22 protein-coding genes are annotated in these 24,772 nt (G+C 36.6%); 12 read left to right on the top strand and 10 right to left on the bottom strand.

Annotated features, from left to right (window positions below):
• The first annotated feature begins 27 nt into the window (after positions 1-27).
• The 11 genes from mraY (at position 28) to GFU89_RS14220 (ending at position 13,991) form a co-directional block, all read left to right on the top strand.
• The gene (gene mraY, locus GFU89_RS14270) at positions 28-1,269 is read left to right on the top strand and encodes a phospho-N-acetylmuramoyl-pentapeptide-transferase (protein WP_318847760.1); all 1,242 of its coding nucleotides are present in this window, start codon (positions 28-30) and stop codon (positions 1,267-1,269) included.
• Positions 1,270-1,351: 82 nt separating this feature from the next.
• A complete protein-coding gene (gene murD, locus GFU89_RS14265; protein WP_318847759.1) occupies positions 1,352-2,689 on the top strand; it encodes a UDP-N-acetylmuramoyl-L-alanine--D-glutamate ligase in 1,338 nt (445 codons plus the stop codon).
• Between the two features lie 22 nt (positions 2,690-2,711).
• Complete coding sequence (locus GFU89_RS14260) at positions 2,712-3,950, top strand: FtsW/RodA/SpoVE family cell cycle protein (protein ID WP_318847758.1); 1,239 nt, start codon at positions 2,712-2,714, stop codon at positions 3,948-3,950.
• A 1-nt stretch (position 3,951) separates the two neighbouring features.
• On the top strand, positions 3,952-5,049 hold the full coding sequence (murG, locus tag GFU89_RS14255; protein ID WP_318847757.1) for an undecaprenyldiphospho-muramoylpentapeptide beta-N-acetylglucosaminyltransferase: 1,098 nt from the start codon (positions 3,952-3,954) through the stop codon (positions 5,047-5,049).
• Positions 5,050-5,129: 80 nt separating this feature from the next.
• Entirely contained in the window at positions 5,130-6,488 is a 1,359-nt protein-coding gene (gene murC, locus GFU89_RS14250) for a UDP-N-acetylmuramate--L-alanine ligase (protein WP_318847756.1), read from the top strand.
• 29 nt (positions 6,489-6,517) lie between these two features.
• Positions 6,518-7,489, top strand: a complete 972-nt coding sequence (locus tag GFU89_RS14245) for a cell division protein FtsQ (RefSeq protein WP_318847755.1) — start codon at positions 6,518-6,520, stop codon at positions 7,487-7,489.
• Between the two features lie 88 nt (positions 7,490-7,577).
• Entirely contained in the window at positions 7,578-8,963 is a 1,386-nt protein-coding gene (gene ftsA, locus GFU89_RS14240; protein ID WP_318847754.1) for a cell division protein FtsA, read from the top strand.
• 91 nt (positions 8,964-9,054) lie between these two features.
• A complete protein-coding gene (ftsZ, locus tag GFU89_RS14235) occupies positions 9,055-10,968 on the top strand; it encodes a cell division protein FtsZ (RefSeq protein ID WP_318847753.1) in 1,914 nt (637 codons plus the stop codon).
• 86 nt (positions 10,969-11,054) lie between these two features.
• Complete coding sequence (locus tag GFU89_RS14230; RefSeq protein WP_318847752.1) at positions 11,055-11,501, top strand: GatB/YqeY domain-containing protein; 447 nt, start codon at positions 11,055-11,057, stop codon at positions 11,499-11,501.
• Between the two features lie 456 nt (positions 11,502-11,957).
• Positions 11,958-12,368 (top strand): BrxA/BrxB family bacilliredoxin, encoded by a 411-nt coding sequence (locus GFU89_RS14225; RefSeq protein ID WP_079243608.1) that lies wholly within the window; start codon positions 11,958-11,960, stop codon positions 12,366-12,368.
• Positions 12,369-12,473: 105 nt separating this feature from the next.
• Complete coding sequence (locus tag GFU89_RS14220) at positions 12,474-13,991, top strand: GH3 auxin-responsive promoter family protein (RefSeq protein WP_318847751.1); 1,518 nt, start codon at positions 12,474-12,476, stop codon at positions 13,989-13,991.
• Positions 13,992-14,054: 63 nt separating this feature from the next.
• On the opposite strand, the gene GFU89_RS14215 is transcribed toward GFU89_RS14220, so the two are convergent.
• The 10 genes from GFU89_RS14215 to GFU89_RS14170 all read right to left on the bottom strand — a co-directional run bounded on the left by GFU89_RS14215 (position 14,055) and on the right by GFU89_RS14170 (position 23,475).
• The gene (locus GFU89_RS14215; protein ID WP_318847750.1) at positions 14,055-14,498 is read right to left on the bottom strand and encodes a hypothetical protein; all 444 of its coding nucleotides are present in this window, start codon (positions 14,496-14,498) and stop codon (positions 14,055-14,057) included.
• A gap of 28 nt (positions 14,499-14,526) precedes the next feature.
• A complete protein-coding gene (locus tag GFU89_RS14210; RefSeq protein WP_318847749.1) occupies positions 14,527-14,889 on the bottom strand; it encodes a hypothetical protein in 363 nt (120 codons plus the stop codon).
• A gap of 4 nt (positions 14,890-14,893) precedes the next feature.
• Entirely contained in the window at positions 14,894-15,865 is a 972-nt protein-coding gene (locus GFU89_RS14205; RefSeq protein WP_318847748.1) for an endonuclease/exonuclease/phosphatase family protein, read from the bottom strand.
• 73 nt (positions 15,866-15,938) lie between these two features.
• Positions 15,939-16,931, bottom strand: coding sequence for an endonuclease/exonuclease/phosphatase family protein (locus GFU89_RS14200; RefSeq protein WP_318847747.1), 993 nt, complete (start codon positions 16,929-16,931; stop codon positions 15,939-15,941).
• Positions 16,932-16,940: 9 nt separating this feature from the next.
• Positions 16,941-17,669 (bottom strand): rhomboid family intramembrane serine protease, encoded by a 729-nt coding sequence (locus GFU89_RS14195; protein WP_318847746.1) that lies wholly within the window; start codon positions 17,667-17,669, stop codon positions 16,941-16,943.
• 6 nt (positions 17,670-17,675) lie between these two features.
• The gene (mutL, locus tag GFU89_RS14190) at positions 17,676-19,466 is read right to left on the bottom strand and encodes a DNA mismatch repair endonuclease MutL (RefSeq protein ID WP_318847745.1); all 1,791 of its coding nucleotides are present in this window, start codon (positions 19,464-19,466) and stop codon (positions 17,676-17,678) included.
• A gap of 317 nt (positions 19,467-19,783) precedes the next feature.
• On the bottom strand, positions 19,784-20,611 hold the full coding sequence (locus tag GFU89_RS14185; protein ID WP_318847744.1) for a YoaK family protein: 828 nt from the start codon (positions 20,609-20,611) through the stop codon (positions 19,784-19,786).
• Positions 20,612-20,638: 27 nt separating this feature from the next.
• The gene (locus GFU89_RS14180) at positions 20,639-21,133 is read right to left on the bottom strand and encodes a hypothetical protein (RefSeq protein WP_318847743.1); all 495 of its coding nucleotides are present in this window, start codon (positions 21,131-21,133) and stop codon (positions 20,639-20,641) included.
• A 230-nt stretch (positions 21,134-21,363) separates the two neighbouring features.
• Positions 21,364-22,764, bottom strand: coding sequence for a HAMP domain-containing sensor histidine kinase (locus tag GFU89_RS14175; RefSeq protein ID WP_318847742.1), 1,401 nt, complete (start codon positions 22,762-22,764; stop codon positions 21,364-21,366).
• A gap of 3 nt (positions 22,765-22,767) precedes the next feature.
• The gene (locus GFU89_RS14170) at positions 22,768-23,475 is read right to left on the bottom strand and encodes a response regulator transcription factor (RefSeq protein ID WP_318847741.1); all 708 of its coding nucleotides are present in this window, start codon (positions 23,473-23,475) and stop codon (positions 22,768-22,770) included.
• A gap of 195 nt (positions 23,476-23,670) precedes the next feature.
• Between GFU89_RS14170 and GFU89_RS14165 the strand changes: the two genes are divergently transcribed.
• Positions 23,671-24,240: an XRE family transcriptional regulator gene (locus GFU89_RS14165; protein WP_318847740.1), complete on the top strand. Its 570-nt coding sequence runs from the start codon at positions 23,671-23,673 to the stop codon at positions 24,238-24,240.
• The last annotated feature ends 532 nt before the right edge of the window (positions 24,241-24,772 follow it).

Here is a 24,772-nt window from a genome sequence, read left to right as displayed (position 1 = left end):
ATTTTTAAATAATAAAAAAACAGAAACATGCTATACTATCTATACGAATATCTGACCAACCATGGAATCCATGTTCCGGGATTAGGATTGTTGAAATACATTTCCTTCCGTGCCGGAATGTCCGTATTATTCTCCCTGATTATTGCTCTTGTCTACGGAAAAAGAGTAATCAATTATCTGAGAACAAAACAAATGGGAGAATTGGTACGTGATCTTGGATTGGATGGTCAAAAACAAAAAGAAGGAACTCCTACTATGGGAGGGCTTATCATTATTTTGGCAACCATCATTCCTGTATTGCTGTTTACAAGAATTACCAATGTGTATATTGTACTGTTACTGGTTTCAATGTTTTGGATGGGTGCTATTGGTTTCCTTGATGATTATTTAAAGAAAATCAAAAAAAATAAAGACGGATTAAGTGGCAAATTCAAAATTGTAGGACAAGTCGGTTTGGGCCTAATTGTCGGAATTACAATGTATTTCCACCCGGATATCACCGTTAAAAGAAAGTATGCTGATGCTAAAGTGGTCAACAGAAACAATGTAGAGCAAAACTTTATGCCTACGGAAAAAATTACTGTTTCTACTGTTCCTTTTGCAAAGAACAATGAGTTCGATTATAGCGGAATTTTGTTTTGGATGAATGATAAAGATGCCCATGAGTGGGCATGGATTGTCTTTATTCCTATTGTGATCTTCATTGTAACCGCTGTTTCAAACGGGGCTAATATTACAGATGGAATTGATGGTCTGGCAGCAGGCACAAGTGCCATTATACTGCTCTCGCTGGCTCTTTTCGCTTATCTTTCCGGGAACATCATCTTTGCAGACTATCTCAATATCATGTTCCTTCCGAATATGGGAGAAACCACCATTTTTGCAGTGGCAATGGTAGGTGCAGTAATCGGATTCTTTTGGTACAATACCTATCCTGCACAGGTTTTCATGGGAGATACCGGAAGTTTGATGCTGGGAGGAGTGATTGCCGTTTTAGCCATTATTTTAAGAAAAGAATTGCTGATTCCTGTATTATGCGGAATCTTCTTAATTGAAAACCTGTCTGTAATGCTTCAGGTAGTTGTTTTCAAATACAGAAAAAGAAAATACGGGCTGGAATATGCCCAAAACAATAGACTATTCAAGATGTCACCACTACACCACCATTATCAGAAAGAAGGGTTCCACGAAAGTAAAATCGTGAACAGAATGATCATCATCGGTGTAATAGTGGCTATTGTATGTCTGATCACATTAAAAATGAGATAAAAACCAATTTAAAAATTAAAAGATTGAAACATTAAATAATTTTTTTAATCATTAAATCTTTTAATCATTAAATCAAAATAATATGAAAATAGTTGTTTTAGGAGGTGGAGAAAGCGGATGCGGCGCTGCTTATTTGGCTAAAAAGAAAGGTCTGGAAGTATTTCTTTCAGATAAAGGAGCCATTAAGGATAACTATAAGCAGTTTCTTACCGACAATGAAATTGAATTTGAAGAAGGAAATCACGATGAAGAAAGGATTTTAAATGCTGACTGGATCGTAAAAAGCCCGGGAATTCCGAAAAAAGCGGAGATCATTTATAAAATTCATGAAAAAGGAATCAGACTTTCCTCTGAAATTGAATTTGCTTCTGAATTTACAGACGCAAAGATCATCGCCATTACAGGAAGCAACGGAAAAACAACCACGACTTCCCTGATCTATTATATCCTGAAAAATGACGGATTGAATGTAGGTTTGGGTGGAAATATCGGCTACAGCTTTGCCAAGCAGGTTGCTGATGAAAACCATGAATATTATGTATTGGAGGTAAGCTCTTTCCAGTTGGATGATATTCAGAATTTCAGACCTTATATTTCTTTATTGTTGAATCTGTCTAAGGACCACCTGGATCAGTACAATTACAACTATGAAGAATATGCTTTGGCAAAATTCAGAATCACTGAAAATCAGGAAAATGATAATTTCTTCATCTACAATAAAGATGACGAAATGAGTAAAAATCTTCTTGAAAAGCTTGAAATAAAGGCCAAAATGATCCCTTTCTCAACAAAAGAGAAGTTACCGGAAGGAGGTTTCATTAATGAAGATGAAATTGTGGTAAAAATGAAAGACGAATTCGCAATGAAAGTTGATGAATTGTCTCTACTGGGAAATCATAATGTAGCCAACAGCTTAGCAGCATCTATTGCCGGTAAAATATTAAAAATCAATAATGAAAGCATCAGACATTCACTGATGACATTCCAGGCTGTAGAGCACAGACTGGAGTTGGTAACTGAAATTGACAGTGTAAAATACATCAATGACAGCAAGGCAACCAACGTGAATGCTACTTACTATGCTTTGGAAAGTATGAAAACACCAACCGTATGGATTGTTGGTGGATTAGATAAAGGAAATGACTACACCGAAATTGAAGATTTAGTCAAAAGAAAAGTGAAGGCTATTGTATGCCTTGGAATTGACAACAAGAAGATTATAGATTTCTTTAAAGATAAAAAAGAGGTTATTTATGATACTTCAAGCATGGAAGAAGCCGTGAGAATTTCAAAATCACTGGCTAAAAAAGGTGATACCGTCTTATTATCTCCATGCTGCGCAAGTTTTGACTTGTTTAAAAGTTATGAAGACAGAGGACACCAGTTTAAACAACAGGTATTAAAAGCCAATGGCCATTAGCCAGAAGCCAATAGCATTACATATGGACGAACAGAATACAGAAAACAGATTTGAATTTCTAAAGGGCGATAAAGTACTTTGGATGGTCATCCTTGTGATCTCCATTTTCTCTATTTTCCCTGTATACTCTGCTAGTTCGAATCTGGAATATATTGTCAATAACGGGACTACAACGGGTCACGTTATCAAACACATGTTCTTTGTAGTCTTAGGATTAGTCATTATGAGACTGGTAGGAACTATCAAATATGAATACATCGGAAAGCTCAGCAGTATCTTGCTCGGGCTGATGATTGTTTTACTGGTAGTTACTATGTTTACGGGACAAACCATTGACGGAGCCAGTGCTTCAAGATGGCTTAAAATCCCTGGAACACCAATCTCCTTTCAGCCTTCATCATTTGCCTTTTTAATGCTAATCATTTATCTGTGCAGATATTTAACCAAAAAGATCACAAGAGAAAGGCTTCCCATAGAGAATATCATGTATATTTTCGGGCCAATTTTACTTGTTTTCGTATTGGTAGCAAAGGATAATGGATCTACAGCATTAATGATTTTAATGGTTTCCGTAGTGGTTCTTGTCATAGGGCAGCTTCACTGGAAATACATTGCAGGATTTATTTCTGCTTCATTTGTAGCCATTGTATTATTCTTATTAATAGCTCTGAATACTAATATGATCGGCGGTAACCGTGTTCATACATGGATGAGCCGTGTAGAAACATTTACATCAAGCAAAGCAAAATCAGCCGATGTAGATGATGAAAGTATAAAAGCAAAGAACTATCAGGTAATGCAGGCCAAAGCAGCCATTGTACATGGCGGAATTACCGGAATGGGACCAGGAAAAAGCGCATTGAAACAAATGCTTCCACAGTCTGCCTCCGACTTTATCTTCGCGGTTATCGTAGAAGAATATGGAGTGATTGGAGCCGCTTTTCTGATCAGTTTATACCTGATTATGATGATAAGGATCGTGATGATTGCCAGTAAGATGCCTGCATTTTTCGGATCGTTGCTTGTCCTCAGTCTCGGGGTAATGATTTTCATTCAGCTTTCGGTAAATATAGCCGTTGCAGTGAATCTGATTCCGGTTACAGGACAACCACTGCCTTTGATAAGTTACGGAGGAACCTCAATGCTGGTAACCTATTTACAGTTAGGTATTATTTTAAATATAAGCTCAAGGATTCAGATTTATGATGAAGAAGGAATGGGCAAAAAGCAAAGTATAGCAGAAATAAACGATATCGCTTAAAATGGACAAGAAACTAAAAATAGTATTATCAGGCGGAGGGACAGGAGGACACATCTTCCCGGCTATCGCCATTGCTGATGAGATCAAAAAAAGATTTCCTGACGCAGAATTTTTGTTCATTGGTGCCAACGGAAAAATGGAAATGGAAAAAGTTCCTCAGGCAGGCTACAAAATAGAGGGAATTGATATCGCAGGAATCAACAGAGGAAACCTGTTATCCAATCTGGGACTTCCTTTCAAGATTCTGAAAAGTTTATCAAAGTCTAAAAGGATAATCAAAAACTTCGCTCCGGATTTTGCCATAGGAACAGGTGGTTTTGCCAGCGGACCTGCTCTTTATGAAGCCAGCAAAATGGGAATCCCGATTTTCATTCAGGAGCAGAACGCCCATGCGGGGGTAACCAATAAAATTTTAAGCAAGAAAGCTCAAGCCGTTTTCACCGCCTATCCAAAAGTAGATGGTTTTCCGGAAGAGAAAATAAAATTCCTGGGAAATCCGATTCGTTCAACTATTATTTCAGGAATGCAGGAAACTGCTCAGGCAAAAGAAAAAATGGGATTGAATAAAGACAAACTTACGATTCTGTCTGTAGGAGGTTCTTTAGGCTCCAGAACATTGAATAATGCATGGAAATCTCATTTAAAAGAAATTGTAAACAAAGATTATCAGCTGATCTGGCAGACAGGAAAGCTTGATTATAAAGACATTATAAACGAAACAAAAGATACAGACACCAGAAATATTCAGATCCTTGAATTTATCAAAGACATGGAACTGGCTTATTCTGCCGCTGACATCATCGTTTCGAGAGCCGGAGCCATTGCCATTTCAGAGCTGGCTGTAGCACAGAAGCCGGTTCTTTTGGTACCCTTCCCTTTTGCAGCGGAAGACCACCAAACTAAAAATGCCATGAATCTGGTTGAAAAAAATGCAGCCAAAATGGTGAAAGACTCTGAAATGCAGGAAAAATTCTGGAATACATTATCAGAAATCTGCGAAAATGAAAGTGTAAGAAAAGAAATGTCTGACAATCTGAAATATTTTGCCAAGCCAAATGCAGCAAAAGAGATTGTAGACGAGATATTTAAATTAATGTAAAAAGTACCATTGTATAATGTAGTAATGATTACAATACTCATGAATACATTGTACATGATACAACAATACAAAACAAAGAAATGAACATTTTACAAACATATCAAACTTTTTACTTCGTTGGAATCGGAGGTATCGGAATGAGTGCATTAGCGCGTTATTTCAATGCATCCGGAAAAAAAGTATTGGGTTACGACAAAACCAATACAAAATTGACTCAGAATCTGATGAATGAAGGGATTGATATTGTGTTTGAAGACCTTATTGACGAAAGAATAACTTCTCTTCAGAAAGAAGATACATTGGTTATCTATACTCCAGCCATCAAAACGCTTGGAATATTGGATTACTTCAATGAAAATCAATTCGAAGTATTGAAACGGGCTAAAGTTTTAGGATTAATTACTGAAAATACAGACTGTATTGCTATAGCAGGAACCCATGGAAAGACAACAACATCTACTCTTGTGGCGCATTTGTGCAAAGAAGCAGATCTTCCTTTCTCATGCTTTTTAGGAGGAATTTCTGAAAACTTTAAATCTAACTTCCTGTACAATGGTTCTACTTATTCTGTGGTAGAGGCAGATGAATATGACAGAAGCTTCCTGAACCTGTCTCCGGATTGGGCGGTAGTAACGTCTACAGATGCAGACCACCTGGATATTTATGGAGACAAGAGCCATATTGAAGAAGGATTCAGACAGTTTGCCGCTTTAGTACCTCAAGACAAACAGCTTTTTGTAAGAAAAGGAGTAGAAATTGGCAGAGGGCATCAAACATATGCAGTAAATGAGCCCGCAGATTACTATTCTGACAACCTGCGTATGGATCATGATAAAATTTATTTTGACTTCCATACTCCTACTGAAACCATCAAGGATTTCATCTGGGATATTCCGGGAATCCATAATGTGGAGAATGCTACTGTAGCACTGGCAATTCTGCATAATTTAGGCGCAGATTTTGATACGCTGAAAAAAGCAATTGCCAACTTTAAAGGAATTAAAAGAAGATATACCAAACATATTTATCAAAACGGTAAAATTTATATTGATGACTATGCCCACCACCCTACAGAAATCAATGCTGTAATAGGCTCAATCAGAACATTTTATCCTGATAAAAAACTAGTGGTAGTTTTTCAGCCCCACCTTTTCAGCAGAACAAGAGATTTCGCGGACGGATTTGCAGAAAGTTTAAGTAAGTCTGATGAACTTATCCTGCTTGATATCTACCCTGCAAGAGAACTTCAGGAGAACTTTGAAGGAATTACCTCAAGCTGGCTGCTGGATAAAGTAACATTAAATGAAAAAGAAGTATCAACATTATCCGATGCTTTTGAAAAAATAAAAGAAAAAGATTTTGATATTCTTCTTACCGTAGGCGCAGGAAATATAGATACCCTGTATGATCCTATCTGTGAGTGGATAGAGAAAATTTGATTTAAACGCTGCGCTCACGAAGAAAAAATATGAAAAATAAATACAGAATATTAAAAATTGCGGTCACTGTAATCATCCTTGGATTGTTACTGAGTTTCTCGTTGAAGAGATTCAGCCACCAACAGATTACGGACAACAAGATTTCTGTAAAAATGAGTGAGAAAACCCCTGTTTATTTTGTTGATGAAAAAGATATCAGGGAGATTGTAAAAAAAGAAAACCCATCAGGAAAAGTGGGAGATCTTAATATTCCTTCTCTGGAGAAAAGAATCAATTCTCTTCCGGCAGTTGATAGTGCCAATGTCTATCTGAACCTGAACGGAAAACTGAATCTGGATATCAAGCAGAGAGTTCCTGTTTTCAGGCTTAATAAGGACGGAAAAGACTTTTATGTAGATGAAAAAGGAATTGAATTTCCAATCTCAAGAACGTATTCTCATCCATGTATGCTGGTAACTGGAGATGTACAGCCGGATGAATATGAAAAACTGGCAGAGCTGGTAGGAAAGATAGATAAGGATGATTTCAGTAAGAAATACTTTATTGGAATTTCAAAAAGCAAAGAAAGCTACAATCTTCTTACAAGTGAAGGAAATTACCGCGTAGAGATCGGGGATCTGGATAATATTGATTTTAAAGTAAAAGGATTTAAAACCTTTGTGGAAAAATACCTTGTATATCAGGATCCACAGAAGTACAGCATGGTTTCTGTAAAATACCAGAACCAGATTGTTACTACTTTAAACCCTTATTTTAAAGAAAACGACAGTATTTTAAAAGCGGGAAAACTAGAACTGGCAAAGGCTCCTACTCCAATGGCTGCGGCAAAGAAGACAGAGACCAAACCAAAGACTTCGGAAGCAAAAAAAACAAGCTCCACCCAGGCAAAACCGAAAGAGAGCACAAAACAGAAAACACATACAAAAGAGACGAAAAAAACAGAGAAAAAATCAACCGCTAAGGCATTGTCCAAGCCAAAGGCTAAAGTAAAAATAGAATAAAGTCCTCTCAGGACATTCAATACACAAATAGGAGATCATCCTTAAGAGAAAAAAAGGAAAAAGTAGAAAAAATCAAATCGATATAAAAATGGAAAATCAAGAGTATTCAGTAGGTCTGGACATCGGGACAACAAAGATAGTCGCGATTGTCGGAAGAAGGAATGCACACGGGAAAATAGAAGTTCTCGGTGTAGGAAAAGCTAAAAGTCTTGGTGTTCATAAAGGGATTGTGAATAATATTTCACAAACTATCAATTCAATCAAGGCTGCAGTATCCGAAGCACAATCCAGTGCTGGTGTTCCTATCCGCAAAGTTACGGTAGGTATTGCAGGAAAACACATTCGTTCTCTGCAGCACTCCGATTATATTATGCGTGAACATCCTGATAAATTTATTACAGACGATGACATTGAAGCATTAAAAGATCAGGTGAAAAAGCTGGTCATGCTTCCTGGAGAAGAAATTATCCACGTACTTCCTCAAGAATATAAAGTGGATTCCGAGGGTGAAATTCAGGAACCCGTCGGAATGCATGGAAAGCGTTTAGAAGCTAACTTCCACGTTGTAGTAGGCCAAATGGGCAGCATCAGAAATATTGCAAGATGCGTTCGTGAAGCCGGATTAGAAATGGAAGCTCTTACTTTAGAACCATTGGCATCTTCAGAAGCTGTTCTTACAAAAGAAGAAAAAGAAGCCGGTGTTGCAATTGTTGACATTGGTGGTGGTACAACAGATATTGCGATATTTAAAGATAATATCATCCGTCATACCTGTGTGATTCCATACGGAGGCGGAATTATCACCGAAGATATCAAAGAAGGTTGTTCCATTATAGAGAAACATGCGGAACAACTTAAAGTAAAGTTTGGTTCGGCTGTTCCCGAATTAGAAAAAGATAGTACTTTTGTAACCATTCCGGGGCTTCACGGCAGACCAGACAAAGAGATTTCTTTAAAAACTTTAGCACAGATCATCAATGCAAGAGTAGAAGAAGTGTTAGAAATGGTCAATACAGAGCTGAAGGCTTACGGTGCTTTTGAACAAAAGAAAAAACTTATTGCTGGAATCGTTCTTACAGGCGGTGGTTCAAACTTAAAACATCTTCGTCAGCTGGCCAATTATACCACTGGTTTTGACAGCAGAATTGGTTTTGCGAATGAATATATTGCCAACGATAAAAATCAGTACCTGAAAGGCCCTGAATTTGCTACGTCTATCGGATTACTGATGGAGAGTTTAAAGATCAGAGACAAAAAGCAGAATGCTGATGAAATCATAGAAGTTGTTACAGAACAGCCAAAGCAGGAAACCGCTTCAGCGCAGACAGAAACTGTACAACCGGTTCAGCAGGCAGCACCCGTTCAGGAGCAGCGCTCTTTTGAAAATGAAAGACAGGAGAACAGAAAGGCGAAATTGACCTTCGGGCAGTCGCTTATGGAAAAAGTAAAAAAATTCTTTGAAGAAGTAGAGTAAATTATAAATGATGAGTGGTAAGCGATAAACGGTCTTTTCCTTATCAATTATCATTGATCAATTATCAATTATAATTATTAAAAATATAGTTATGGAAAATATAGGTACACAAGGATTTTCATTTGATTTGCCAAAAGGAAATTCATCCATCATAAAAGTAATCGGTGTAGGGGGCGGTGGAAACAACGCTCTGAAGCATATGTACGAGAAAGGAATTCACGGGGTAGACTTTGTGATTTGTAATACAGATGCCCAAACCTTAGATAATAACCCTGTTGCTAATAAAGTACAGCTGGGAACCACGATCACAGAAGGTCTTGGAGCTGGTGCAGACCCTGAAGTTGGAGAAAAATCTGCAATCGAAAGTATTGAAGATATCAAGGCTGCTATGGGACAAAACACCAAAATGGTGTTCATCACTGCCGGAATGGGTGGTGGTACCGGTACCGGAGCTGCTCCTGTTATTGCTAAAGTAGCAAAAGACATGGGAATTCTAACGGTAGGGATTGTTACCGTTCCTTTCAGTTTTGAGGGTAAAAGAAGACTTGATCAGGCTGAAAACGGTCTTGATAAACTAAAAAATAATGTTGATTCATTAATTGTGATCAACAATGATAAACTAAGACAGCAGTTCGGAAACCTGGGATTCAAGCAGGGATTTTCAAAAGCCGATGAAGTTTTAGCGAATGCTGCCAAAGGTATGGCAGAAGTTATTACAGGTTACTTTGATGTAAACATTGACTTTAGAGATGCTAAATCTGTACTTCAGAATTCAGGTACTGCTTTGATGTCTACAGGAACCGCTTCAGGTGAAAATAAAGCCGAAGAAGCCGTAAGAAAAGCCCTTGATTCTCCATTATTGAATGATAATAAGATTACAGGTGCTAAAAACGTTCTGTTATTGATCAGAAGTGGTGCTGAAGAAGTGACCATGGATGAGATTGGTATCATCATGGACCATATTCAGAAAGAAGCAGGAAACACGGCAGATATTATCTTCGGGGTGGGTGCTGATGAAGAATTGGGAGATGCAGTAAGCGTTCTTGTTATCGCAACAGGATTCTCTAACGACAACAAGAAATTTGCAGGGCCTACAGAGAAAATCAGAATCAGTCTTAATGACAGCTTTGATGCTCCGAAAAACTCTCCTTTCAAAACAAGAGAAGAAAGAGAATCTGCACCTGATGCAGCCTACGATTCCAGCAGAGCCAATCATTTCAGATTAGATGATGAAGACCACAGCACACAGTTTAAGGTTACATCTATTGAAAAAAAAATGATTCTTGAAGAAGAGCAGGTGAAACCAGAAATAAAATTCTCTGATAAAGAGGAAAATAGTATAAATACTCCTGAGCAGGCTTGGAAAAACGAAGAAGAAGGTGAACAGGAATACAGCTTATTTTCTATTGACGAAGAGAGTGAAGATCCAAATGATCTGGAAATTCAGTCTTTCTCATTTGATTTTGAAAATAAAAAAGATGAGCCACAGTCTGGGAATACCTTCAGCAACTCTTTTTCAGATGAAAAACCTGTTGAATTCAGCTTCTTTGTAAACGAACCTGTCAGAAATGAGCCTAATACCGATTTTGGGCAGCCAAAAGCAGAGTTCAACACGCCAAGCAATGCTGCTGTAGCAGAACCGGCTCAGAAGATTGAAACATTCTATCAGAAACAGGAAGAGCCAAAAGCTGAAACAAGAACTGCTTTTGAAAGCAAAACAGAAATTGAAACTCCGAAAACGGAAGAATCAGAATTCACTTTCGTGAATAAAACGATGGACCAGGAAAGAGTGATTGAAAGAAGAAATAAATTAAAAGAATTCAACTCCCGCTACCAAAGCTTTGACAGCACGAGTGAGTTTGAATCTATTCCAGCTTTCAAAAGAAAAAATATTTCGATCGACGGAACCAATGCTTCAGATCAGAACATCAACACGTATCTGTCTGATAACAACGGATCTATGCAGATCAGAGAAAACAGATTTTTAAATAAAGACGTAGACTAAATGCTATGGCAATTGGCTACCAGCAAATGGCTTTCGGGCCTTATAAAAGCTATTAGCCAACTGCCAGAAGCCAAAAGCATATAAACATGAGTTTAGAAAATACAATAAGCGAAGCTATAAAAATAGCCATGAGAGAGAAAGACAGAGTTGCTCTGGACTCTCTTCGTGCCGTAAAATCTCAGATTCTTCTTTTAAAAACAGAAGCAAGAGGTGCTGAAGTTTCTGCAGAACAGGAAATTGCCATTCTGCAGAGAATGATCAAGCAGCGTAAAGACTCTTTCGAACAGTTTTCCGCTCAAGGCAGACAGGATCTTGCAGAAGTAGAAGACGCTCAGATGAAAGTAATTGAGAAGTTTTTACCAACACAACTTTCTGCTGAAGAATTAGAAACAGAAATTAAAAATATTATTTCTGAAACCGGAGCTGAATCTATTAAAGATTTAGGGAAGGTAATGGGAGCTGCATCAAAAACATTAGCTGGAAAATCAGACGGAAAAAGTATTTCCGAGATGGCTAAAAAGCTCCTGTCTTAGTTGAAAGATCATCTTTGATGGCCATCCTATAAACCATCAACTTATTTCCTATCAACTATTTACATTAGGATATACAACCTTTGCATATCGATTTGATTAAGAAACCCGGAACTTTTCAGTTCCGGGTTTCACTTTCTTTGGATATTAAAGTTTGTTAATCAGTTTTGATTCTAAACTGAAAAAAGAATTAAGATACTACCATATTTCAGAAAGTAATTAAGTGGTTGATTGCTTGAGGGAAAGCATTAAATGTTTTTTTCATGGCCGTTTGTTTTTCAGAATCATTTCAAAATTAATAATAATTTTCCATTATTCCTAGTCTTAATTCACATTTTTTTGAATATTATTACAGTATTAATATTTGATTAATTTTATATGACTAATCTATTGATAGTTTTTATATATTGAACAAAAGCAAAGAATTGCTTAACTTTGTGGAGATAAAAAACAAAATATATGTATCCAACAGATTTAGTAATGCCTATGAAGGCAGAGCTTACAGATAAAGGTTTCCAGGACTTGACAACGCCAACTCAGGTAGAAGATGCACTGAAGCAGTCCGGAACTACGTTATTGGTTATTAACTCCGTATGTGGTTGTGCTGCAGGTGCTGCAAGACCGGGAGTTGTATACTCTTTAACTGGAGATAAGAAACCTGATCATTTAACAACAGTATTTGCAGGATTTGATACTGAGGCTGTAGTAGAAGCAAGAAAACACCTTGCTCCATTCCCTCCAAGTTCTCCATGTGTAGCCCTTTTCAAAGATGGTGAATTGGTTCACATGCTGGAAAGACACCACATCGAAGGAAACCCTGCAGGAGCTATCGCAGCAAACCTTCAGGCTGCATATGACGAGTATTGCTAAGAAACAATAATCTAAATATCAAACCGTTACATAATTTGTAACGGTTTTTTTATTTAATTCTGTAAAAAATTTTCAGAAAATTCAAATATCATTATATTTGTTGGAATGGCAACCAAAGCACTTTTCAATACCGTAGTCAACTGGTTCATCCGCCAAAGGATAGATCAGATACAGAATTTCATGGACCATCCCATTGAGACCCAGAAAGGTATACTCTTTTCTCAGCTGTTTCATGCAGAAGATACGGAATATGGTAAATTATACGGATTCAATTCTATATCAAGTTATCAGGATTTTAAAAACAAGGTTCCTATCGTTACCTACGAAGAAATGGAGCCTTATATTGAAAAAGCAAGGCAGGGACAGAAGGATATAAGCTGGCCCGGGCTCATTAAACATTTTGCCAAATCATCGGGAACTACCAATGCCAAGAGCAAATTTATCCCTATTTCTGCCGAAAGCCTTGAATACTGCCACATGAAGGCAGGAAAGGATATGGTGTCCATTTACGCCAACAACCATCCTGAAAATCAGCTTTTTAATTATAAAAATTTACGTTTAGGTGGAAGTTCTGAACTCTATGCCGACTTTAACACAAAATTTGGTGATTTATCCGCTATTTTAATTGACAATCTTCCGTTTTGGGTAGAAATTACCACCACTCCAAGCAAGAAAGTCTCTTTGATGGGAGAATGGGAAAGCAAACTGAAAGCGATCACTTCTGAAGTAAAAAATGAAGACGTGGGAAGTATCCTTGGTGTACCAAGCTGGATGATGGTTCTTCTTCAAAAGGTATTAAAGGAAACCAATATTGGAAGTATTTCAGAGCTATGGCCTAATTTGGAGGTATTTTTTCACGGTGGAATCAGTTTCAAGCCCTACAGGGAACAATTCAGACAGATCATCGGAAAAAACATCAATTACTACGAAATTTACAATGCTTCTGAAGGCTTCTTCGGGATACAGGACAGGTCAGACAGTGATGAAATGCTGCTGATGCTGGATTATGGTATCTTTTATGAATTCATCCCTATGGATCAGTTCCATTTTTCGAATCCAAAAGTAGTAAGCCTGGAAGATGTGGAAGTGGGAAAAAATTATGCAATGGTTATTACAACCAACGGCGGTCTATGGAGATATCTGATTGGTGACACCGTTGTCTTTACATCAACCAACCCGTTCAGAATCAAAATAACAGGAAGAACGAAACATTATATCAATGCTTTTGGAGAGGAACTGATGATTACCAATGTAGAATCTGCCCTTTCAAAAGCCTGTGAAGCTACGGGAGCACAAATCACAGATTTCACTGGAGCCCCTGTTTTTATGAAAGGAAACGAAGGAGGTGCTCATGAATGGATTTTTGAATTCAGCCAGCATCCGGATAACCTGGACAGCTTTATTGATGCTTTTGACAAGCATTTAAAGACGATCAACTCTGATTATGAAGCGAAGAGATACAACAATATAACCCTTAAAAGACCTATTGTACATATTGCTAAAACCAACCTTTTCTATCACTGGCTGGAAGCTAAAGGAAAACTTGGAGGGCAAAATAAAGTCCCGAGATTGAGCAACGACAGAGAATATATTGAACCTTTGCTGGAAATGAATAAAAACTAAGATTATACTTTCCAATTAGTAAATAAAAAAGCCGTAACTCAATTGAATTACGGCTTTCTATTTTTATTTACTTAAATCTTCCTTCATTTTTTTCGCAGCTTCCTCTACTTTTGAAGCTCCTTTTTTGGCAGCTTCTTTAGCATCCTGTCCTACTTCCTTAGCTCCTGTTTTAATATCTTTCCCTACTTTATTTGCTTCGGTTTTGATATCTTGTCCGGCCTTGTGAAGATCTTGTTTCGTTTTATCGGCTGTTGCATCTATTTTATCTTTTGCTTTCTGAGCAGCATCGTCAATCTTATTTCCCGCTGCGTCTACCTTCGCCTTCACATCTTCTTTTGCATTGTTGATCTTTGCTGTATCAACAGTGGTTGGAGTGTCAGTAACGGTGGTAGTAGTTGTTGTTACCGATCCATCAGCATTTTCTACTTGCTCTGTTTTTGTTGTTGATTTTGTACATGCTACAGTGAATACAGAGATCACTACAGCTGCCAGGATTTGCTTTTTCATATGGTCTATTTTTTTAATGATATTGACTTTATTGTGTTTTAGAGTCTGGAGTTGAAGGCGTTTCTAAAGGTTTTTGCTTTTTTTCTGCATCTGCCTTTTTCTTTTCCTCTTCCTGTTTTGTTTTATTCTCTTTTTCAAGCTCTGCTTTTAGCTTATTCTCTTCTTCCAAAAGCTTTTTAGCCTGTTTTACAGAATCCAGATATTGCGGAGAAGACATTCTTATCTTGCGGGCGATATCTACTGAAACAGCTCCTGTGGAAAAGGAATCAATAGCAATAGTATCATAATTCATCTTAACTTCCTGTTCAGCAGCAAATCCCGGAGATTCTTTCTTGGAGCATGCCGTGAAGAGGATGGTGAAAATAAAAATCGCAGACAGTATATTTTTCATGGAACTAATTTAGCAGAAATTCTGCAATTACAGGATAGTGATCCGATAATTTCACAGACTGGTCTACTTTATAGCTTAAAGGAATGATAGATTTTGAAGTGAAGATATAATCAATTCTCAACGGCACTTTATAGTCGTGAAAACTGCTTGCACTCCCCTTTCCTGCCACTAAAAAAGCATCCTGAAGATCTTTTCCCAAGTTATAATATTCATAAGAATTGGGAACAGAATTAAAATCTCCGGCCAAAATAACCGGGTAAGGTGATGAATCTACCATTTTTCTGATTCTCTTCACCTGATCTTCATGGGCTTGGAATGTAGGTATCATGTGAGAAAGTAATGCGGATACATTTCCAAAACCTAAGCCGTCAAGCTTCGTAAACATAGATTTATGAAGTCTGAAAGGCTCAAGATAAACATTTACGATTCTGACTATTTTTCCATTGATATCAATATCAGCATAGAATGAATTTCCTCTTGCTTTCTCATCTATCAGCTCTGCCTGTCTTACAATTTTATGTTTTGTTTTCAGAATAACCGACGGATATTTTATAAGATCCCGCTTTATGGCGCGGTTGGTATCTTTCTCCTGCACAAGAATAATATCTGCATCTTGCTCTTTGATATAATTTTTTACTTTATCCCAGCCGTATTCTCCGTATTTTACATTAAATGTCAATACTTTAATATCCCGTATTGACTTTACATTTTCTGTTTTCGGAGAAAAATTGACCCATCGTCTGATTGGATTATAGAAAATAAGGGTACCTAACGCAAAAGCAATAGCTATTTTTTGTTTTTTAAAGATCCATATTAGGGTAAGAATGATATGTGCCAATATCAGATAGGGGAAACCAAGCGATAGCAGGTTAAGATTGCCCAAAAGATTAGGCGGTATCCATGCATTCCCTAATGTGCATAACAGCAAAACAGCAATAACGATATGTATAAATAGTAATATCTGATTCGACTTCATGAAAAAACGGTCTTGGTACGGTTTTCTTTCAACAAAAATCCTACCAAGCAGACAATTTTAACTCTTTTTATGATTATTTGCTCTCTGCTGAAAATTTCACAATGACAGGATAATGATCTGAAATACTTACAGAACGGTCAACTTTATAAGATATTGCCTTTACTGATTTTGATGAAAAAACATAGTCGATTCTGATTGGGAATTTGTAGTCATGAAAACTGGTTGCACTTCCTTTCCCAGCGGTTAAAAATGCATCTTCAAGGCCGTCCGACAGATGATAGTATTCATAAGAATTAGGCACAGAATTGAAATCTCCAGCCAGGATAACAGGATAAGGTGAATGATCAATAACTTCCCGAATGAGCGCTACCTGTTCCTGATGTTTTTTAAATGTAGGAATCAGCCTTTTAACAACATCTTTTATTTTTTGTTCGTTGGTATCGGTATTTCCATTAAGTTTCACCATATCTTTTTCGAACCGAAAAGGATTAAGATAGACATCAATGAACCTATATATCTTACCCTTAATTTCTATATCAACCTGTAATCCAGGAATTCTTACATTTTCGTCTTGTGGATCTATAATCTGCTGTTTAATGATTTTATGCTTGGTCAAAATCGTTAAACCTCCTCCGGAATTTGCTTTCTGATAACCATCAAATTGATAATCTTTGCCCGCATCTTCCTGTAATAGAAAAATATCTGCATCCTGAGACCTCAGATAAGGAGCAATCTCTTTATTTCCTCTTCCGCCTGCTCTGGTATTGAAGGAAACTAATTTTATTTCTGAATCTCCATTTTTCGGAGATGAATAATTCACCCATCGTTTTACAGGATTAATAAAAGCAAGACCTGCAAACATAAAAACAAACGCTCTTTTTTTCCAGCTGAATACCCAGAATATTGTCAGAATGATATAAGAGATCATAAGTACCGGAAAGCCCAAAGAAAGCAAATTAAACCACGGAAAAACCTTCGGTGGAACATAGGCATTTAATAATGTGCCCAGCAGCAAAAATAGAATTCCAAGATGCAGAACGAATAGGATGAGTCGGAAAACCTTCACAATATTATTTTAATTGAAACGGTATAAATGTTTTTTCCAAATTAGAGCCAACAGCCACCCTACCAAAGCTCCACCTACGTGAGCAAGGTGAGCAATGCCGCCTCCGTTACCTGAAACACCAAGGTAAACAGAACCCACCACAATAATTGGCAACAGATATTTTACTTTTATCGGAACTGGAATAAACATAATGCCGATTTTAGAATCAGGATACAATGTTGCAAATGCAGCCACTACTCCGAAAATAGCTCCAGAAGCTCCAACCATTGGGGTTGTTAAAATATCTGTTAAACTTTTCAGTAATTCCTTTTGTTTGAGAACTGAACCTGTATTTCCTGCAAATTCAACATTTGCACCAGACAAATATGCATTTACATTAAAGCCAAGCTGTTCCAACTCATGGGAAAGCTGCTGAACTTCTACAAAGTTCCATAAATTAAAAAGGAAAAAGGCTCCTAAACCACTTACAAAGTATAAAATCAAATACTTTTTATCTCCTAATGTCTGCTCCAGAATTGGACCGAAACTAAACAATGTCATCATATTAAACAAAATATGCATAATACTTCCATGCATAAACATGTGAGTAATAATCTGCCAAGAATGGAAAAGGGGTGAAAATGGATAAAAACCAGCGAGATAGTTAATCATCTGGTTACCCATAAAGTAAGTAACAATAAAGACTATAACATTGATAATTATAATATTTCTTGTAATCGGTGGTATATTGTTAAACATAATTTTTTAAAATTTGTTTTTAAAATCATTAAACGGAACTTCGTAATAGCATCTTTTTCCATCCGGTAAAAATTCCGGGAAACCTAATGCTGTAAAGTCTTTGATCAGCTGTTCCGCATCTTTTTTATAAATAAAGTCAAATCTCGACTTCGACTGCATTTTGTTCCATTGATTATGGTAATAATGCAAAAACTCTTCTTCTGTTTTATATTCCAGGATTTCAAAGAGGTTTTCCAGGAATTTCATCGCCTGTGTTTCTTTCAGCCCTTCAGGAAGAGAATCTATTCGAAGTACACTTTCATGAGCAATTTTCATGTCAAACCCTAATTCCGGAAGATATTTTTTGATCGAATTGTATTTTGTCTTCTCAATCTCATTCATATGGTATTCCAGAGAAAAAAGAAGGGCATGGCTGTTTGTGCTTGATTTTCTGGTAGATTTATTCCCTTCAGAAACCAATAGTCTGTGCATTCTTCCGAGATCCAGCATTAATGTCACATCACCTTTATTGAAAAGCCAATAGCCGTTCGGAAGCCTCATCAAATCTTCGTCAAAATCTTCATCTTCAAATAAATTGATCTTTGAAGGTTCAGCGGTAAGATTCTGATGATACATTTCCGTAAGATTCTGAATTTCCTGCGGATGTACTACAATTTTTTCTTCCAAGAACGGGTTATAATCCTTATCTACAATAATTTCGGGCATTTTTACAAAACCACTTCCACCGTCATTTCCTTTACTTGGAATGGGTTTATTCATCATTTCATCCAATTCCGGATCTCTGTCGAAATCAAGGCTTGGAGAGACATTATAAATACCCAAAGATCTTTTAATGGTTGATCTGAGCAAAGCAAAAATAAGATGTTCATCTTCAAATTTCACTTCGGTTTTCTGTGGGTGGATATTGACATCTATTTTCTCCGGATCAAGCTCCAGGAAAAGGAAAAATGAAGGTACATATCCGGGCTGAAGCAGTCCTTCAAAAGCTTCCTGTACGGCTTTATTGAAATATGGGCTTCTGAAATACCTCCCGTTCACAAAAAGAAACTGTTCTCCTCTTGCTTTCTTAGCTCCTTCAGGCTTGGCAACAAACCCATGAAGCTTACACCAGATAATATCTTCTTTAATAGGAATCAAAAGCGGCTGAAGCTTTCTTCCGAAAACATCTACAATACGCTGCATCTGACTTCCTTTTCTCAGCCTGAAAACAGCTTCATCATCATGAAAAAGAGAAAACTCCAGATTTTCATGAGCCAACGCAACACGCTGAAATTCATCAATGACGTGTCTGAATTCAACATTATTATTTTTTAGAAACTTCCTTCTTGCAGGAACGTTATAGAAAAGATTTTTCACTAAAAAATTTGATCCGTCTGCTGTCTGAACCGGGTCCTGAAACTGGAAAACTCCGCCTTCGATATAAATATTGGTACCGATAGACGTGTCTTGCTGTTTCGTTCTGAGCTCCACCTGGGAAACCGCTGCTATAGAGGCCAGCGCTTCACCACGGAAGCCTTTTGTGGCAATTTTAAAGATATCTTCTGTTCCTTTGATTTTGGAGGTAGCATGCCTTTCAAACGCCATGCGGGCATCTGTTTCGGACATTCCTTTTCCGTCATCTACCACCTGAATAAGATTTTTCCCGGCATCCCTGATGATCAATTCAATCTTCGTTGCATCTGCATCTATAGCATTTTCCAAAAGTTCCTTCACGATGGATGCAGGCCGCTGCACCACCTCTCCCGCTGCAATTTGGTTGGCTACATGATCCGGTAAAAGCTGAATAATATCTGACATAAAAACGTAAATCAACTTACAAAAATAGTCAATGAAAACGGGAATTAAAATACCAAAACCGTGATTTAATATTTAATTATCAACATTTTCACCTATTTATCCCCATCTGTTTTTTTTAATGTTTGTAATGAAGGGCTTTAGCGTGTTTATTTGCCTGCGCTGGAAATTTTCATTTCTATAAGCATGAAAAGTATGGTGAAAAATAACAAAAATGCTGATATGCAAGATAATTTTTCAGAAAAACGCCCTTATTTCATTATAAAATAAGGGCATTTACAGCTAGTTTATACAAAAAATTAATAGTGTGTTTTATATTTTTAATCCTCAAAGACAAGCTTTGGTTTCTTCTCTCTTTTAGGAATTCCATGGATTTTCTCATACAGATAAGCAAAAATATTGGCCTTTCTGTAAATCCTGTTGTATCTGTAGTTCGTATTGAAGTGACGGATATGAATTTTATAAGCATCGTACCCGATGACAATCAGCAGACATATACTGATCACATAGAATACCCTGAATTCCAGATAATAATAAGTCAATCCAGAGAAGACAGCTCCCATTACATACGCAAGCATAATACTCATCAACAGTTTTGCTCTACCGATCAACTCTCCATTTCTTCTGTATTTCTTTTGTGTAAACATTGAAGCCAGGATTCCTAAGTCGGTAGTTGTTCCGGTAAGATGGGTTGTTTTCACAGAGAAGTTGGAGATACTTGCCGTAAGACCATTTTGCAGTCCGGTGGCAAAAAGCATCAATGCTACCAAATATTCTGTTTCTTCTAATGTTTTCTGATAGTAAAACTGTCCGTATATCCCAACAAAAAGGAGACATATGATTTCTAGTGCAATCGGCATAGAATGGGCAAAATATTTACTTTTCTTATTAAAATTGATGACAATAAAGTTGGACAGAAAGCTTCCGAAGAAGAACAAAAATATCCATCCGCCTACGACCGCTACCTGCGTCCAGTTTCCTTTACTTATTTCTGCGGCTAAAATAGCATAGTGGCCCGTTACATTCGATGTAAAAGAGAGGAATATCAATAGGGAAGCAATATTTATAGTACCTGCCGTAAAGGCAGTCAGCGTCCCCAACCTGATATTATCCCCCAGTGTCCTGCTGTTACTATAATTTCTTAACATTTTTTTATTTTTTTAATAGTGTTGTATTTAGACCTCTACAAAGATCTCTGCCAGTCTTCCTCTTTCCGGAAGTCTTTCTCTTACCTCAACGGCAATTTCATGGGATTGCAGTTCTTTGCATTTTTTGATGTAAGGAATCAGATCAAACTTTCCTTTTCCTTTACTTTTGATGGATGGAGAATAATAAGCTTCGTCAATATTTTCTGCCTTTACATACTGATTGAATGTTCTTTGGAAACTTCCTGTAAAAACATCACAAATGATTTTATTAACCAGATGAGGATATTTATTACTGATAATTCCATAGGCATCACAGAACTCTTCCGGTCTTATTTTATTAAAAACCGATGTTTTGGTCGTGAATAAAAGGTCTCTGATAGAATCTCCGGAATCATATCCGGACGTCAGAAGGATATTATATTGATTCTGATCTTCTGATGCGTCTTTCTCCTTAAGTACTTTTTTCAATATATTCAATGACTCAAGAGAGTAATCTGTCGCAATTAAAATTGTTTTAGCCATGTTCTTTATTATTTTGTATTGTGTTTATCTTTTTTGATAATACAAAATTAGAACGACCATATTAGAAGATCTTTGGAACGGAATTAAAATGTGATTAAAGAGATTAAAATGAGATTAGAAAATTGTTAATGGGAGTTCATATAACGAAAAACAACATCGTAAAATGACGAAATTGCTTATGAATATTGTTTGTTATGGATTGTTTTTAGCCTAAAATAAAAGAGATCAGACTATTCTCTTTTCTGTGTACTATAGAAGTTTGGGAAGCGCATCTGTACTGTAGTTCCCTGGTTTTCGTGTGAACTCACGATCAGTTCGCCATGATGCATTCTTACAATGTTTCTGGCCAGCGGAAGTCCTATTCCATAACCTTCATAGTTGTTAGTATTAGAAGCTCGGAAGAACGGGTCATAGATTTTGTTCATTTCCACTTCCGGTATTCCGATTCCGTTGTCCTTTACAATGATATATACATCTGTATTGGTGGCTCCGAGAGAAACTTTAACCTGCTGAAAATTAGAATACTTACACCCATTACTGATGATATTCGCTACTGCAAGATGTAATAACTGTTCGTTCCCCTGAACTTTTAGTTTTTTAGGATTATCAGGAAGCATACTGATATCAAGATAGATATTGTTTCGGGAATCAATTCTCCTAAGTGTTTCAATAACGTCCCAAAGAAGCTGATCAATTCTCACTTTATCCATTTTCTGGATTTTCCCATCGAATCCTGTCTGGGCAATCATTAATAATGCCTTGATCTTTTTATCCAGTTTTTCGGCTTCATCCAGAATGATTCCGAGGGTTTCTTTGTATTCGTCGGCTGTTCTGCTGATGGAAAGGGCAACATCGGCTTCTCCCATAATGGAAGTAAGAGGAGTTCTCAATTCGTGGGAAACATTTCCAATCAAGTGATTTTGGGTCTCAAATGACGTTTCAATACGGTTCAGCATATCGTTGAACGTGTCCACCAACTCATTCAGCTCTTTATTATCAGGCTGGGATTCTAATCTTAAGTGAAGGTTTTCAGAACTGATCTCCTTTACTTTTCCTGTAATTTTTAAAATGGGTCTAAATAAGGTTTTAGACAGATAAAAAGAGAAGATCATACTAAAGAACAGAGAAAGTACAATACATGTAAGCAGTGTCCTTTTTAGGAAGCCCAGATAATAAATGACATAGTGGTTTTTGGCAGAAGCAATAGCGATATAATCTTTACTATCATATTTAAAGCTTTGTCCTATATAATAGAATTCCTCATCATTATAATTGGATTCTCCTTCTTTGATAATATTTTTAAAGAAATAATCGGGAATATGAACTTCCTGAGATATTTTTTTGAAATTGGAATCTCTGGGAACAGCAAAAACATAATCTTTTTCCATCGGAAGTTCCTCATCATTCAGGCTGTTGAGAATATAGTTTTCCGGAAGGTCGAGATGATCTTTGCTTTTTTCGATCTGAACAATAGTCGCCGTTCTGATCTTCAGCAGCTCATAAAACCTCTGATGTGAAAAATTAACGATCGAAAAATACACCAAACCACTGAACAACAAAATGATGGCTGTAAAAACCAACATTAAAAGCACCATCGTTTTGGTCTGATTTGTAATGACTTTATTAAACATCCATTATGTTTTTTTCAACACATACCCCATTCCTATCACAGTATGAATCAACTTATTCTCATCCTGGCTATCCAGCTTTTTTCTTAAATAATTAACGTATACATCTACTACATTGGTTCCCAGCTCATAGTTTACTCCCCAGACGGCATCCAGAATCTCTGCTCTTGAAATTACTTTTTCCGGGTTATTCAGGAAATACAACAGAAGTTTATATTCTGTAGAAGTAAGAGAAATATCTTCTCCTGCGCGGGTTACCTTCTTTGTGTAATCATTCACCATCAGATCCGAAAACTGAAACACATGTTCATTATCCGGTTCCGGTTCTATGGTTTCCTGCGGGCCGTTGTTATTGCTTCTTCTCAATAAAGACTTCACACGAGCCACCAGTTCAATGAATTTAAAAGGCTTTACCAGATAATCATCTCCCCCACTTTCCAATCCGAGAACAATATTCTCAGAAGTTCCCAAAGCGGTTAAAAATAAAATAGGAACACTCTGATTGGTTTTTCTTATTTCTTTACAGACATCCAGCCCATTCATTTCCGGAAGCATAATGTCTAAAATTACCAGATCAAAATCGTTAGCCTGCACCAGTTGTACTCCTGTACGCCCGTCAAAAGCAACAGAAATTTCATATCCATTTTCCTGAAGTCCCTTTTTAATAAAAGAAACTACACTGGTTTCGTCTTCGATAAGAATAATTTTTTTCATAAATGAAATAAGGAGTTTTACAAAAATAGGGAAATTTTATTGGGGAGAAAAGACGAAAGAATTTGTGGAAGCCGAGAAAGCAAATAATAATTTTCAATGAATTGATTCCCTCCCATATCTAAACTCTATAGAATAATATTACCTTTGCTTTTAATAGAATGACGAAAAAATAATTCAGGTTAAATTACACACAGTATGAACGACTTTTTAATAGGTATCGGTAAGAGATTAAAGGATATTAGAAAAAAGAATAATTTAACCATCAATGATTTGGCCTTCAAAGCGAATGTAAGCAATGGTCTTGTTTCCAGGATTGAAAACGGAAGAACTATTCCTTCGCTTCCTGTTTTACTGGACCTTATTCAGTCTCTTGAGATTGATGCCAGTTATTTTTTCGAAGGGGTTGAAAAAAAATCCAACGCCAAATTCATCTATGTTCCGAAAGAAAGCCAGCAAGTCATAGAAAAGGAAGTAGAAGCTGAAGGGTTTAAATACATGCATATCTTCAGCAAGAGTCTTCATTCTATAGGTTTTGAAGCGGTATTATTGACTCTTGAGCCCAATTCTAAAAGGGAAAAAGTAATTACAGATGCCTGGGAATTCAAATATATCCTGAAAGGGGAAGTGAAATATGTGATTGATAATGAAGAAATCATCTTAAAAGAAGGTGACTCACTTTATTTCAACGGAAAGTTTCCTCACGTTCCGGTAAGCATCAGTGATGAAAGCTGCGTGATGCTTGTTCTTTATTTTTATACTGCATAACAGCATATTTTTTAACGCAAAGTTTTTACTTGACTTTTGTCATTCTGACGAAGGAAGAATCTTATTTGCATTCAATAACATAAGATTCTTCATTACATTTCATTTCATTCAGAATGACACGTCGAGAATAGATTCATTCCAGATGTATGCACTTCATCAGCGACATAGTCGCAGCCCTTGCTTCCTTAATAATATTTTGTTAAATCATCAAACTTTGCGTTTAAAATAACAGCCATTTATTCATTATCCTTCAATTTCTAATTTTCAGACAATATAAAAGTTTACAAATATGCAACTTTTATTTTTCTATTTTCTTCCGAGATGAACGAAATATGAATCAAAATACTATGCTTTTTCAGAGATTTTCCATCTTATTATTTTTAAGAATTATTTACACAAAGCGTTGAAATAGCGACATTAACCTTCATTTTAATTGATTTTCTAAATTTGATTTCAGTTGGCCCTAAAGTAAAATAAGCGTAACAAATAGCACTTATTTGTTAAACATTACTTAATACGAAATATTTATATA

It is taken from the genome of Chryseobacterium sp. JV558, assembly GCF_033712365.1.
Taxonomy (GTDB): Bacteria; Bacteroidota; Bacteroidia; order Flavobacteriales; family Weeksellaceae; genus Chryseobacterium.
The sequence above is the reverse complement of the archived record's forward strand: the minus strand, read 5'-3'. Positions and strand labels throughout refer to the sequence as shown.